The following is a 13,410-nucleotide window of genomic DNA, read 5'->3' as shown; positions in this document are numbered from 1 at the left end:
GATGGGCTACATATGAAGGAGATTTCTGCTGGTGGTGTGGTGTACCGTGAAGGCCAAGCAGGCATTGAAATCTTGATGATTGAAGACCGCTTTGGCCGCTGGACCCTCCCCAAGGGCAAAAAGGAAGCGGGCGAGACAGATGAAGAGACCGCCTTGCGTGAAATTCTTGAAGAGACGGGGATTACGGGCACGATCGTGGAGCGCCTTCACACAATTTCTTATCAATATACCCATGCTGAGCGCGGTGCCGTGGACAAAACGGTTCATTATTATCTCGTTCGGGCCGAATCAGGGGTGGAAACGCCCCAATTGGAAGAGATTAACGGAGTGGTCTGGCTGTCGCCCAGAGAGGCATGGGAGAAACAGACTGGTTTGGGCTATGATAATAATGATGAAGTGATGAGATTGGCTCTTGCGAAGTTAGAACCAATGGGAAAGGATGAACAGAAATGAACGCAAAAGAGATTGCAGCCATGATTGATCATACTTTACTGAAGCCAGAAGCGACAAAAGAGCAAATTCAAGAACTTTGCCGAGAAGCGAAAGAACATGACTTTGCTTCTGTCTGCGTGAATCCCTACTGGGTGAAAGAAGCGGCGGCCCAGTTGGCGGGCAGCCAAGTGGCGGTATGTACGGTGGTCGGGTTTCCGCTGGGAGCGACCACTTCCGAAGTCAAAGCGTTTGAAACGAAAAACGCTATCCAAAACGGTGCAACCGAAATCGATATGGTGATGAATGTGGGCGCCCTCAAGTCAGGTGACGTGGAAACGGTGAAACGCGATATCCAAGCGGTTGTGGAAGCGGCTAATGGTGTACTGGTCAAAGTCATTTTAGAAACAGGGCTCCTGACGGATGAGGAGATTGTGACCGCTTGTGAGCAAGCCAAAGCGGCGGGCGCCCACTTTGTGAAGACTTCCACCGGTTTTGGCAAGGGTGGGGCTACGGTGGAAGCCATCCGCCTGATGAGACAAACCGTGGGTCCTGATTTGGGCGTAAAAGCCTCGGGCGGTGTGCGCGATCAAGAGACCGCGATGCAAATGATCCAAGCGGGTGCCAATCGCATCGGAGCCAGTGCCAGTGTGGCGATTGTCACCGGCGGTAAAGGGACGGGGGCTTATTAAAGCCTCCTTTTTTTTGCCAAGCGAAGGACTCATCCGGAATCAGGCGGGTGATGACCGAAGCGAAAGCATCGCAAAAAGGCAATACGGCGACCGAGCAGATGACATTGAACAAGGTTTGGATATGGGCGATTTGGGTGGCGGGATCCGATGAAAGATGGGAACTGATCTCGCAGATCAATGGTATCATGGGCGTGAAAATGGCGGCGCCGCCCACATTTAACAGCAAATGGGCCAGCGCGACCTGCTTTGAGGCCATATTGGCGCCGATGGAGGCGATCATCGCCGTGACGCAAGTGCCCACATTGCTCCCGAACACAACCGCGATCGCAAAGGGCAGGGTGATCACACCCGTGGCGTAAAAGCCCATTGTTATCGCAATGCAAGCGCTGCTGCTATGTATGAGGGCGGTTAGCAGCATGCCGACCAGCAGGCCGCTGACAACGGGATTGCCGCTGTGTTGGATAAACCACTCTACCCAGCCCTGTTCCTTCAGCGGAGCGGCGATTAATTGCATCAGATGGATGCCCCAGAAGATGGCTCCGAACCCAAGCAAAACTTTGCCCAGCAGTTGGAGGGGCTCTTGGGGAAACAGGCGCAAGACAAGTCCGATGACAAAAAGTGGAATGGCAAAGTCCTCTATATTCAATGTCAGCATCTGCGTGGTGATGGTTGTGCCGATGTTGCTGCCAAGGATGATTCCGATCGTATGGGCAAATGACAAGATGCCGGCGTTGACAAACCCGATGGTGAGCACGGTTACCGCCGTGCTGCTCTGCAGGCAGGCGGTGGTGAGGATGCCGGTGATGAATCCCCGCAGAGGTGTGCGGGTAAATTGCAACAGGATTTGGTGCAATCGTTCGCGGGCAAGAGCTTCCAATCCTGTCCGCATCCATCCCAAACCATATAAAAAAATGGCCAAGCCAATACAAAACGGCAGGATGATCGTAGTCCAGATCATGGCGGTTCCTCCTTGTCCTTTTCACATGTATATGGTGGACAGGAAAGGGGGATGACCAGTAAAATGAAAATAAGCCCTTGGCGAAAGGGCCTGATTATAACAACTATACAGGAAGGATGGTTTCATCAATCCGACCGCTTCGGATATTTAGGGAGATAAGGTGTGCTTTCAAATCCGCTGAAATCCGGGCGATACAGCTCTGGGAAGCCTGGCAGGGCACGAGCTTGTTTATCATGGAAAGAGGATAAGGGTTCCAGAACGCCAAAAATGGTCCACGTCCCGGTGTCTAAATCTTCTGCTAATCTTGGTGCTTTAAATTGGGAAAGCAGATCATCCGTATCATCGGTACCCTCTTTCTGTGCGGGGGGTTGATCTTTTTTTTTGTGCATTGAGTTGAGTTCTTCTTTGACGATTTTTCGAATCATTCGCTTCAGATGCGATTCTCGGACAGGGGATGGTTGAAACATGATACGCCTCCTTCCTGTGTAGGGGTGTTATATCATATGTTATTGGAAAAAATGAGTGAATGATCAGATGCGCTTTTCAAGTGGAGGTTACAAACTGTGGAAAATTGCATTTTTTGCCAAATCATTGAAGGGAAAATCCCATCCAACAAAGTATATGAAGATGAGTATGTGCTCGCATTTCATGACATTCAGCCAGTCGCGCCAACGCATGTGCTGGTCATTCCCAAGCGGCATATCACCTCATTGATGGAGCTGGCTCCGGAAGATCACGTCATCGCAGGAAAAATTTTCTCGTCGATTCAAACGATCGCGCGTGAATTGGGTCTTGCTGAAAAGGGCTTTCGTGTAGTAAATAATATAGGGAAAGATGGTGGACAAACCGTCTATCATATCCACTTTCATCTGATCGGTGGCAGAACCTTAACCTGGCCCCCAGGCTAATTTTGACATCAATCAGTATGCTAAGTTATAATAAAAGTTGACTGCTTATTTTTCCAACGGTTTGTCAGGGTTTCTGCTCTGAGGTTGGGCATCGTTGGCTATTTCACATTTGCAGGAGTTGTTGGTGCTGATCCTCCTGAGGGGATAAGGCCGCTAACTGCGTGGAAATGTGTGGGTCTTTTTCCTTAAGCTTAGGCTGCCCGCCCAAGCGGCCTAGCGGACCCGTGGAGGGAGGGAATAGCATGGTTGAAACCCGAGTGCGGAAAAACGAATCGCTGGACGCTGCGTTGCGTCGCTTTAAGCGTTCTTGCGCGAAAGATGGCGTTTTAGCTGAAGTTAGAAAGCGCGAGCGCTATGAAAAGCCAAGCGTGCGTCGTAAGAAGAAAGCCGAAGCCGCTCGTAAAAAGCGTAGCAAGTAGTGAGGTGTCAACACGTTGAGTCTTTTAGCACAGTTAGATCAAGATATGAAGTTGGCTCTCAAGGATAAAAACAAAAGCAAACTCTCTACCATTCGCATGCTCAAAGCTGCGGTAAAAAAAGTGGAGATTGATAAGCGGCGTCCTCTTACCGATGACGAAGTGCTTGAGGTCATCACGAAAGAAGTGAAACAACGGCGGGATTCCATTGCGGAATACGAGAAAGCCGGACGTGATGATTTGGTCGAAAAAGAAAAAGAAGAATTGGTTATCTTACAATCTTACTTACCTGAGCAATTGACTGAGGAAGAAGTGCGGGCGATTGTTGCCGAAGTGGTACAAGAAGTCGGGGCTTCTTCCAAAGCGGAAATGGGAAAAGTGATGAGTGCCATCATGCCTAAGGTGAAAGGCCGTGCGGATGGACGACTTGTCAACCGTCTGGTGTCAGAGGCTTTAGGTTCTTAGCAGCGTGTTAATAACACGCTGTTTTTTTATAAAAGCGAAGGGAGCAAGGAGCACAGATGACAGAAATCGCTCAATTGTTAACCCATCCCGGCGTAATGACGATTTTGCTCGCCATCGGGTTGATCGGCCTGTCCGTCGAGTTGTTGGCCCCTGGATTGGCATGGCCGGGGATCATCGGTGGGATCTCGTTCTTTGCCTTTTTCTGGGCTTCCTTTATGACCGAACCCTTGGGTTGGGGAATACCGGGGTTATTTGTCTTGGGCGTGATTTTGCTAATATTGGAAATGGTCCTTCCCACATTGGGGATCATTGGGATATTGGGAGGGATCGCCCTCTTTGCTTCGTTGGTGATGACCGTCTCCAGCATCTGGGTGGTGGCTGTGGGTTTATTGTTGGCTTTGGTCGTCATTTGGATCTTGTTTAAGTTCTTTGGTTTGAAAGTCCGTTGGAATCAATTGGTTTTACGGGATGAACAGAAAAATGAAGCGGGTTACGTTTCCTCAAGAGACCGTCGCGAGCTGTTGGGGCAAGTGGGGGTTACCCTCACGACACTGCGTCCGTCCGGTTTTGCCCAGTTTGGTGAACAAAAAGAAGATGTCGTGAGTGAAGGGGAAGTCATCCCCGACGGTGTAAAAGTGAAGGTGATCGCGGTGGAAGGCATGCGTGTCGTTGTGCGGAAAGAGGTTGAAAAAGAGTGAGAAACGGGTATGAATAAGATGTGTTGTCAGGTTCCATTGATGATTGAAAGAGGTAAAAGGAGCGAATGAAATGGAAACGACCGCGATTGGATTTGCCTTTATTGTTATTTTGGTGATTATCGGATTATCCATCCTTTTTTCGTTTGTGCCTGTCATGCTGTGGATCAGTGCGATGGCGTCCGGTGTTTATGTTGGGTTGACGACATTGATTGCCATGCGGTTGAGACGGATCGTGCCCGCACGCATCGTCAATCCGCTCATTAAAGCGCGCAAAGCTGGCTTAACCGTTGATTTGTCGCAATTGGAAACACACTATCTCGCAGGCGGAAATGTGGACCGCGTCGTTGATGCCTTAATCGCAGCGCAACGGGCCAATATCGATTTGGTGTTTGAGCGGGCCGCCGCGATTGATCTGGCTGGACGGGATGTGCTGCAAGCGGTACAGATGAGCGTAAATCCCAAGGTGATTGAAACGCCGATTGTTTCGGCCGTATGTAAAGATGGGATCGAGGTAAAAGTGATAGCGCGGGTAACCGTTCGTGCCAACATCGACCGTTTGGTCGGGGGTGCGGGGGAAGAGACGATCATTGCGCGTGTTGGTGAAGGGATTGTTACCACGAACGGTTCGGCAAATAGTCATAAAGAAGTGTTGGAAAATCCCGATATGATCTCCAATACCGTCTTATCCAAAGGTTTGGATGCGGGAACCGCCTTTGAGATCTTGTCCATTGACATTGCGGATGTTGACATCGGGCAAAATATTGGGGCGAAGTTGCAGATTGATCAAGCGGAAGCGGATAAGCGGATTGCCCAGGCCAAAGCGGAAGAGCGCCGCGCGATGGCGGTGGCATTGGAACAGGAGATGAAAGCGCGGGTGCAAGAGATGCAAGCCAAGGTGATCGAGGCGGAAGCGCAAGTGCCAATGGCTTTGGCAGAGTCGTTGCGTTCAGGAAAGATGGGCTTCATGGATTATTACACTTTGCAAAACATTGAAGCGGATACAAAGATGCGCCGCTCCATCAGCCAAGATCAGCCGACACAGGATGATCCATCATGACGAATGGGGAACAGAAGGGACTGGAACGGATGAAAGGGGTACAGACGGTGAAACCGAACCCAGTACCCCAAACGCTTCTATTCGGCGCCAATTCGTTAAAGCAAGCGTTTATGGTCAAAGAAATCTTGGATAGGCCACGCGCGTTGCGTCCGTTTCAGCGGAATGGGTGGTTCCGGTAAGCTTGGAAACAATTATGCTTATTACTTCGGCCTGCTTCTTTTCATACTAAGCGTACCAACAAGAAGGAGGTGGAAGGGATGGCACGGTCCAATCGTTTATTGGTTCCCGGTGCGGCCCAAGTTCTCAACCAATTCAAAGAAGAGATTGCGGCGGAGTTTGGCGTGAATTTGGGTTCCGACACGACGGCGCGCGGAAATGGATCTGTCGGCGGAGAGATCACGAAGCGGCTGGTCGCTCAGGCACAACAACAGATGAGAACCTAATATATCGAAAGGCGGCATAACATGGGTTATGCCGCTTTTACTTTTCGTGAACTACATCGCCAATGAATTGGCCAGTCTTCCCGCTCGCAATTCATAAATGAAGCGATCCATGCATAAGAGTTAGCAAGAAGATGAAAAGGGTGCAAACCGATATGCGCAAATGGGCATCTGATTTTTTTGATTTGCCGGCGGATGTGACAGAAGAGCTCCCACGGGTGGAGATGTTGGGTGGCTCCCAATGCTTGGTGGAGAATTTTCGCGATGTGGAACATTTTGATCCACAACAGTTGACATTGAAACTAAAACAGGGACGATTGTCCATTCAAGGGGAAAATCTAAAGATTAAAGCGATCGTGCCTGAAATGATTTTGATTGAAGGTCAAATTGATTCATTGAGTTATAGGGAGTAAGGGGCGAGCGCACGTGCGATCCATTTACGGAAAAGTGGAACTGGTCTGCAAGGGGAAACGGTTGCTTGATTGGATAAACCAAGCCGTGCAAGCACAAATTCAATTGGAAAATATTTGTTGGGTAGATAGTGAGACGATCCGTCTCTCTGTTACCCTTCCGCATTTTTTTCGCCTGTATGCTTTGGGTCGCCAAGCGGGAATCCGTTTGCGCATTATTCGGAAAGAGGGCATGCCTTTTCTGTGGAAACGGGCGAAGCGCAGAAAATTTTTCTTTATCGGGATTCCCGTTTTTTTCGCGATGCTGCTGGTGCTCAGTTCGTTTGTGTGGAATATCCAAATTGAGGGGACCGAACGCATTTCGACGCAACATGTACAAGCTCTCTTAAAACGGGAAGGCGTTTATCCCGGTCAGTGGAAAGGAAGGCTGCCTGACCGGGAACGGGTGCAACACCAATTGCTTATGCAGTTGCCGCAAGCTTCCTGGGTCGGCATGCGTGTGGAGGGGACACGCGTTGTCGTTACGGTGGTGGAGAAAAAGGCGGTGGGGAGCGAGAAAGAACAGGCGCCCGAGGCGGGCCCGGTTCACCTGGTGTCGACCAAAAACGCTCTCATATATGATTTGCAAGTAGAGCGGGGAAACCCCTTGGTGGAAGTGAATGACGTGGTCAAAAAGGGGCAAATTCTGGTATCCGGCATTTATGGTAATCAACATCACAGTGAAACGGGAAAAATAGTGGGAGCCAAGGGCAAAGTGTGGGGAGAGGTATGGTATGAGTCAGAGGTCGTCATACCGCTTGAGCGCAAACGCAAAGTGTATACGGGTGCCAGGGTGAAGCAAGAGCATCCCTATCTGTTCGGACTGGTGTTGAAGAATCCTTGGGGGAAGAAAGTAAATTTCCGCAAACAGGAGAAAATGGAACGCGTTTACTCCCTTTATGTGGGCATGTGGGCTTTGCCGATGGGTTATATGGAGGAAGAGTTCATGGAAGTGGAATGGGTTGAAGAGAAATTGGATCAAAAGCAAGCGATCCAGTTGGGCCGAATGCGCGCGACGGATGAAATGCTTCAAAAACTGGGACGAGAAGGGCGGATTCTGGGGGAAAAAGTTTTGCACACACGCGTGGAGAATGGTAAAGTTTATTTGAAAGTACACTTTGATGTGATTGAGGATATCGTAAAAAAACAACCGATTCTGCAAGGAGAATGAGCCATTGCAAAATCATGAAAACACAGTGAAAATCAGAGTGCGGGACACCGCAGAAGCCCTTAACTTGTTTGGGCCGCATGATGCGCATTTGAAGCAGATTGAAGCCAATACCAACGCGAAGATTTTTTCCCGTGGCGAAGAGATTGTGATTCAAGGGCCAAAAGTTGAAACGGATGTGTTGGAACCGTTGTTCAACGTGTTGTTGAAACTTATCCGCAAAGGAATGGTTTTGACCGACCGGGATGTGATTTACGCTCATCGCCTGGCGAAACAAGGCATGGTTGATGATTTGTTGGAGCTGTTCCAGGAAGAAGTGGGTGTCACGCAAAAAGGGAAAGCGGTGCGTGTGAAGTCGCTTGGGCAACGCCATTATATTACCGCGATCAAAAGGTCGGATATCGTATTTGGCGTCGGACCCGCCGGAACAGGTAAAACCTTTTTGGCCGTTGTGATGGCGGTATCTGCGTTAAAATCACATATGGTGAAAAAGATCGTCCTGACCCGTCCAGCGGTGGAGGCGGGGGAAAACCTGGGCTTTTTGCCTGGCGATCTGCAAGAAAAGGTGGATCCGTATCTCCGTCCGCTTTATGATAGCCTATATACCATGCTGGGCACGGAGCAAGTAAGCAAGATGATGGAACGCGGCCTGATTGAGGTTGCTCCACTGGCGTATATGCGGGGAAGGACACTGGAAGACTCCTTCGTCATTCTCGATGAAGCGCAAAATACCACGCCTGAGCAAATGAAGATGTTCTTGACCCGTCTTGGCTTTGGTTCCAAAATGGTGGTGACGGGTGACGTGACCCAAGTGGACCTTCCCAAGGGAAAAAAATCCGGATTGAAAGAGGCTGAGCGGATCTTGGCCAAAGTTCCCGAAATCCGGTTTGTCTATTTGGGGCAAGAAGATGTCGTGCGCCACACGTTGGTGCAAAAGATCATCGATGCTTACGAACAAGATGATAATCAGGAATAAATGATAAGGAGCCGGTTCAACAATGAAAGAGAAAAAGGAACCGTCATCCACTGAAGCGTTGATGTGGTTTACTGACAGATGGAAAACAAGCAAACGCATGCAATTGTTGTTATACGCGATCTTAGGGATCGCGTTCTATTTGTTATTCATAAAACATATCTTGCCTGAACGAGTGCAAATTCAAGTGGGAATGGTTAGCCCCGAAACCATTGTTTCGCCAGTAACGAAGATTGACCGGGCGGCAACCGAAGAAGCCAAAGAACAAGCAGCGGAAAAAGTGGATCGGGTTTATACCACCGATGACCGCGTAACCAATCAGCAAGTAGATAAAATTGACCGTTTTTTTGCGGATATCCGCAAAGTTTTGTCGGATGGGGACTTATCCGCTGATGAGAAAGAAAAACAGGTGAAACTGGTTCTAAACGAAGCGATCTCGGAAGATTTTCAAGGGCCGTTTTATCATACTGTTGCCGCTTTGTCTCCCGATTCATTGACGGACATTCGCTTGAAGACTCGTGAAATCGTTTACGATATCTTGAAAAAAGGCGTTCGCAAGTCGGAATTGAAAGAGAAGCGCGAATCCGTCGATGATAAGATTTTAGCCACAATGATCGAAAATTCATTGGACTCCAAAGCGCGGATCGTCATCAGGGAAATCGCCAAAAAAAGCATCGTCGCCAATGAGTTTTATGATGAACAACAAACGGAACAATTGCGTGACGCGGCACGGGAAGCCGTCCAACCGATTCCCATCAATAAAGGGCAGATCATTGTGGCGTTGGGTGAGGTGGTCACCGAAGACCAATACCGAAAATTGGAAGAATTGGGATTGCTGCGAAAGGATAGCAACTTCTTGCCTCAAGTGGGGTTGGGCTTGTTCGTGATCACGATCCTGACGGCTTTATTTTTCTATATCCGCCGGTTTCATCCCAACCTCTATCATAACAATGCCAATCTGTTGCTTTTGTTCAGCGTGCTCTTATTAACCTTGATAGGGATGAAGTTTATCGCCTTAGGGCAAAATTTGGAATGGAATATGCTGGGCTACATCGCCCCGGTTGGATTGGGAACCATGCTGATCACCCTCCTCCTCAACATTGAATTGGCCGTCGTCTGTGCCATGATTTTGGCTGTCGCCGCCAGCATGCTCTTCAATGGAGAAAATCATTTGCTGTTTGATTTTCGTTATGGGTTAGTCGCTTTGATCAGCGGCACAGCCGCGGCGTTTGCTTTGGCGGATGTGCGCAAACGCGGTGGCATTTTGCAGGCGGGGATGGTAGCGGCCTTGGCCAGCGTGTTTCCAATTGCCGCATTGCATTTCATGTTGCCTTCGGAAGGGACATGGATGGTTTTGGTCCAATCACTTGTTTTTGGCATGCTGAGCGGGTTGTTTTCGGCTGTGCTGACAATTGGCTTCTTGCCTTATTTTGAAACGGCCTTTGGCATTTTGTCACCGATGCGTTTGATAGAGCTCGGCAATCCCAACCATCCCTTGCTCAGAAAACTGCTGATTGAGACGCCGGGAACGTATCACCATTCGATCATCGTGGGCAATCTGTCTGAAGCCGCCGCCGAAGCGATTGGCGCAGATGGACTGTTGGCCCGTGTGGGCGCTTATTACCACGATGTCGGGAAAACGAAGCGGCCGCAGTTTTTCATAGAAAACCAACTTCACCGCCTGAATCCCCATGACAAGATTTCGCCCAACTTGTCCAAAACCATCATCATCTCCCATACGCGGGATGGAGTGGAGATATTGAAGCAACATAAGATACCGAAGCAGATACAGGATATCGCGGCACAGCATCATGGCACGACCTTGATCAGGTATTTCTACCATAAGGCCCTGCAACAGAAGAAAGATGGAGACCAGGTGCGCGAGGAAGATTATCGCTACCCGGGCCCAAAGGCGCAGTTTAAAGAAGCGGCGATCGTGGGGATTTGCGATTGCGTGGAAGCGGCGGTGCGTTCGTTGGCGCGGCCGACGCCATCCCGCATTCAAAACATGGTCAATAAGATCATTCGCGACCGTTTAGAAGATGGACAATTTAACGAATGTGATTTAACCTTGAAAGAGTTGGAGATGATTGCCAACTCCATTTGCGAAACTTTACAAGGCATTTTCCATTCACGTATCGAATATCCGGAAGAGCCAGCCAAAGGAGTTAAACAAGGATGAAGTGTAAGTTGGATCTGAATGTGGAAATAACAGTAACGCCGGAAGAACAGCGAGCGATCAACTGGGTAGAGACCGTAATCAATCGAGCGGCGGAAGCGGAGGAGTTGCCACCTGTTGAGGTGTCGGTAACCATTGTGGATAACGAGCAAATTCATCATATGAATAAAGAATACCGCAAGGTGGATCGGCCAACGGATGTGTTGTCATTTCCGTTATGGGAGCCTGATGAGGAATGGGTGATCGAAGAGGAAGAAGAGCGGGTTCCGCTTGGCGATATCGTGATCTCCCTGCCAAAAGCGCGGGAGCAAGCGCGGGAATATGGCCACTCCATTGAGCGGGAAGTGGGATTCTTGGCGGTCCATGGCTTTTTGCACTTACTCGGATATGATCATGAGACCAAAGAAGAAGAGGAAGAAATGTTTGCGAAGCAGGAGGCGATTTTGAACCTGGTTGGTCTCCATAGATAGGAGGCAAGCATGTGTGGGTGACGAAACTGATTAAAAGCTTTATCTTTGCGCTGGAAGGGTTAAAATATACGATTGGCACTCAGCGCAATATGCGGATTCACTATGTCGCGGCCTTAATCGTCTTATTACTTGCCATGTACCTTCCGATGAGCAAACTGGAGGTGCTTGTCTTATTTGTCACCATTATCCTGGTCCTGTTCGCCGAATTGATCAATACGGCCATTGAAGCGTTGGTGGACTTGGTGACGGAGGAATTCCACCCGCTCGCCAAAGTGGCGAAAGATGTTGCGGCGGGTGCGGTTCTGCTGACGGCGGGACTTGCCGTGATCGTGGGTTTCAGCGTGTTTTATCCCTATTTGCAATCGTTGTTTCACTCATTCAAATCGGAAACGGCCTCATACCCCGCTAATATTGGACTAGCGGTGATCATCGTGTTTGACTTCTTTTTAACGATGTTTCTCAAAGGGTGGTTGCACCGCCTGGAGCAAACCAGGTGGGAACCCAGCATGATCACGTCCCTGGCCTGTTGCGTGGCGACCTTGATCATCGCGGTAACGGGAAATCTCTACATCGGGGTGTTGACGTTATTGCTCCTCGCGATGGTGATGGGCGTGCGTCTGCGGGATCAGGTGAATCGCACGCCGATCCTGTTGGGGGCGGTCTTGGGAATCGCGGTGGCGGGGATCGGCGTGCAGTTCTTGTAATCCTTGTTCGTTTTTCCCTATAATAGTAGAACCTTCGTTTTGGTAAGTGACATGTCCAAGGAGAAGATGGAAATGAAAAAGTTAATCGAAGCTGCGATCGAAGCGAGAGAACGGGCCTATGTGCCATACTCGCGCTTTCCCGTTGGGGCGGCCCTGTTGACCAAAGATGGGCGGATCATCAAAGGATGCAATATTGAAAATGCTGCTTACAGTTTGGCTAACTGTGCGGAGCGAACGGCGCTGTTTAAGGCGATGTCGGAAGGATACCAAGATTTTGAAGGGATCGCCGTTGTCGCCGATACGCCGGGGCCGGTCTCTCCGTGCGGGGCTTGCCGCCAAGTGATGGCCGAGTTATGTCCCCCCGAAATGAAGGTGTGGCTCACCAATTTGCGGGGGAAAACCATGGTCACAACCGTAGGCGAACTGTTGCCTGGAGCATTTGGAAAGGGAGATTTGGATGGCAATGGACAATAAATACCGGTCGGGCTTTGTGGCGTTGATTGGCCGTCCCAATGTGGGGAAGTCCACGTTGATGAATCATATCGTGGGACAAAAAATCGCGATTATGTCAGACAAGCCACAGACGACCCGCAATAAGATTCGTGGAGTCTATACCAGCGATGACGGGCAGATCATTTTTTTGGACACGCCGGGAATACATAAGCCACACTCCAAACTAGGGGAGTTTCTAGTGAAAACAGCCCAAGATGCACTGGACGAAGTGGATTTGGTGCTGTTTTTAATTGATGCGGCGGAAGGGTATGGCCCTGGTGACCGCTTTATCATGGAGAATCTAAAGAAGGTGCAAACCCCTGTCTTCCTGGTTGTCAATAAAATTGACCAAGTTCATCCCGATCAGCTGTTGCCGCTGATAGACCGTTACCGCAATGAATATCCGTTTAACGAAGTGGTGCCGATTTCGGCATTGCAAGGAAACAATACCGCTACCCTGATTGACCTGATCATGAACCGATTGCCTGAGGGACCCCAATATTATCCCGCCGATCAGGTGACGGATCATCCGGAGCGGTTTATTGTGGGGGAATTGATCCGTGAGAAAGTGTTGGAGTTGACGCGGGAGGAAATCCCGCATTCGGTGGCGGTCGTGATTGAAGAAATGAACGAGCGCGAAGAGAAAGATATCGTCGACGTCCGCGCCGTGATTTATACCGAACGGCCTTCACAGAAAGGGATTTTGATCGGGAAGAAAGGTTCGCTCTTGAAAGAAGTGGGAAAACGGGCCAGGGAAGAGATGGAACGATTGCTTGGAACCCGAATTTTCCTTGATTTATGGGTGAAAGTGAAGAAGGATTGGAGAAATGAAGAAATGATGCTGCGTCATTTCGGTTACCGTGAAGAAGAGTAATACCAATTTTTCCAACTAATACTTCTCGCCCTTCTGGC

19 protein-coding genes are annotated in these 13,410 nt (G+C 49.6%); 17 read left to right on the top strand and 2 right to left on the bottom strand.

All coding sequences use genetic code 11. The annotated features are described in order from the left end of the window. Positions 1 to 12: 12 nt before the first annotated feature. Together ACFQNG_RS05665 and deoC are read left to right on the top strand one after the other, a co-directional pair. The gene (locus ACFQNG_RS05665; protein WP_379863912.1) at positions 13 to 453 is read left to right on the top strand and encodes an NUDIX hydrolase; all 441 of its coding nucleotides are present in this window, start codon (positions 13 to 15) and stop codon (positions 451 to 453) included. After that, the gene (deoC, locus tag ACFQNG_RS05660) at positions 450 to 1,121 is read left to right on the top strand and encodes a deoxyribose-phosphate aldolase (protein WP_379863911.1); all 672 of its coding nucleotides are present in this window, start codon (positions 450 to 452) and stop codon (positions 1,119 to 1,121) included. Before ACFQNG_RS05665 ends, deoC begins: the two co-directional genes overlap by 4 nt. Here deoC and ACFQNG_RS05655 read toward each other — a convergent pair. Both ACFQNG_RS05655 and ACFQNG_RS05650 read right to left on the bottom strand, forming a co-directional pair. Next, on the bottom strand, positions 1,090 to 2,079 hold the full coding sequence (locus ACFQNG_RS05655; RefSeq protein WP_379863910.1) for a Na/Pi cotransporter family protein: 990 nt from the start codon (positions 2,077 to 2,079) through the stop codon (positions 1,090 to 1,092). The two genes, deoC and ACFQNG_RS05655, sit on opposite strands and share 32 nt — an antisense overlap. Positions 2,080 to 2,204: 125 nt before the next feature. Beyond that, entirely contained in the window at positions 2,205 to 2,546 is a 342-nt protein-coding gene (locus ACFQNG_RS05650) for a hypothetical protein (RefSeq protein WP_379863909.1), read from the bottom strand. Positions 2,547 to 2,642: 96 nt separating this feature from the next. On the opposite strand from ACFQNG_RS05650, the gene ACFQNG_RS05645 reads away from it, so the two are divergent. The 15 genes from ACFQNG_RS05645 to era all read left to right on the top strand — a co-directional run bounded on the left by ACFQNG_RS05645 (position 2,643) and on the right by era (position 13,372). Then, positions 2,643 to 2,987: a histidine triad nucleotide-binding protein gene (locus ACFQNG_RS05645; protein ID WP_379863908.1), complete on the top strand. Its 345-nt coding sequence runs from the start codon at positions 2,643 to 2,645 to the stop codon at positions 2,985 to 2,987. Between the two features lie 242 nt (positions 2,988 to 3,229). Further along, complete coding sequence (rpsU, locus tag ACFQNG_RS05640; RefSeq protein WP_379863907.1) at positions 3,230 to 3,406, top strand: 30S ribosomal protein S21; 177 nt, start codon at positions 3,230 to 3,232, stop codon at positions 3,404 to 3,406. Between the two features lie 15 nt (positions 3,407 to 3,421). Next, positions 3,422 to 3,868: a GatB/YqeY domain-containing protein gene (locus ACFQNG_RS05635; RefSeq protein WP_379863906.1), complete on the top strand. Its 447-nt coding sequence runs from the start codon at positions 3,422 to 3,424 to the stop codon at positions 3,866 to 3,868. A 56-nt stretch (positions 3,869 to 3,924) separates the two neighbouring features. Then, entirely contained in the window at positions 3,925 to 4,566 is a 642-nt protein-coding gene (locus ACFQNG_RS05630) for an NfeD family protein (protein WP_379863905.1), read from the top strand. A 70-nt stretch (positions 4,567 to 4,636) separates the two neighbouring features. Then, positions 4,637 to 5,623, top strand: a complete 987-nt coding sequence (gene floA / locus ACFQNG_RS05625; RefSeq protein WP_379863904.1) for a flotillin-like protein FloA — start codon at positions 4,637 to 4,639, stop codon at positions 5,621 to 5,623. Further along, on the top strand, positions 5,620 to 5,802 hold the full coding sequence (locus ACFQNG_RS05620; RefSeq protein ID WP_379863903.1) for a hypothetical protein: 183 nt from the start codon (positions 5,620 to 5,622) through the stop codon (positions 5,800 to 5,802). Before floA ends, ACFQNG_RS05620 begins: the two co-directional genes overlap by 4 nt. A gap of 78 nt (positions 5,803 to 5,880) precedes the next feature. Continuing rightward, positions 5,881 to 6,066, top strand: coding sequence for a small, acid-soluble spore protein, alpha/beta type (locus tag ACFQNG_RS05615; RefSeq protein WP_379863902.1), 186 nt, complete (start codon positions 5,881 to 5,883; stop codon positions 6,064 to 6,066). Between the two features lie 131 nt (positions 6,067 to 6,197). After that, a complete protein-coding gene (gene yqfC, locus ACFQNG_RS05610; protein WP_379863901.1) occupies positions 6,198 to 6,476 on the top strand; it encodes a sporulation protein YqfC in 279 nt (92 codons plus the stop codon). 13 nt (positions 6,477 to 6,489) lie between these two features. Beyond that, entirely contained in the window at positions 6,490 to 7,683 is a 1,194-nt protein-coding gene (gene yqfD, locus ACFQNG_RS05605) for a sporulation protein YqfD (RefSeq protein ID WP_379863900.1), read from the top strand. Positions 7,684 to 7,687: 4 nt separating this feature from the next. Next, the gene (locus ACFQNG_RS05600) at positions 7,688 to 8,656 is read left to right on the top strand and encodes a PhoH family protein (RefSeq protein WP_379863899.1); all 969 of its coding nucleotides are present in this window, start codon (positions 7,688 to 7,690) and stop codon (positions 8,654 to 8,656) included. 22 nt (positions 8,657 to 8,678) lie between these two features. Further along, the gene (locus ACFQNG_RS05595) at positions 8,679 to 10,835 is read left to right on the top strand and encodes an HD family phosphohydrolase (protein WP_379863898.1); all 2,157 of its coding nucleotides are present in this window, start codon (positions 8,679 to 8,681) and stop codon (positions 10,833 to 10,835) included. Then, complete coding sequence (gene ybeY / locus ACFQNG_RS05590) at positions 10,832 to 11,302, top strand: rRNA maturation RNase YbeY (protein ID WP_379863897.1); 471 nt, start codon at positions 10,832 to 10,834, stop codon at positions 11,300 to 11,302. Before ACFQNG_RS05595 ends, ybeY begins: the two co-directional genes overlap by 4 nt. Positions 11,303 to 11,313: 11 nt before the next feature. Further along, on the top strand, positions 11,314 to 12,006 hold the full coding sequence (locus tag ACFQNG_RS05585) for a diacylglycerol kinase (protein ID WP_379863896.1): 693 nt from the start codon (positions 11,314 to 11,316) through the stop codon (positions 12,004 to 12,006). 51 nt (positions 12,007 to 12,057) lie between these two features. Further along, positions 12,058 to 12,480, top strand: a complete 423-nt coding sequence (locus ACFQNG_RS05580; RefSeq protein ID WP_379863895.1) for a cytidine deaminase — start codon at positions 12,058 to 12,060, stop codon at positions 12,478 to 12,480. Further along, positions 12,464 to 13,372 (top strand): GTPase Era, encoded by a 909-nt coding sequence (gene era / locus ACFQNG_RS05575; RefSeq protein ID WP_379863894.1) that lies wholly within the window; start codon positions 12,464 to 12,466, stop codon positions 13,370 to 13,372. The genes ACFQNG_RS05580 and era overlap by 17 nt, the downstream gene beginning before the upstream one ends. The last annotated feature ends 38 nt before the right edge of the window (positions 13,373 to 13,410 follow it).

This window comes from Laceyella putida, from assembly GCF_042665195.1.
Classification (GTDB): Bacteria; Bacillota; Bacilli; order Thermoactinomycetales; family Thermoactinomycetaceae; genus Laceyella; species Laceyella putida.
This window is presented reverse-complemented; position numbering and strand designations above follow the sequence as displayed.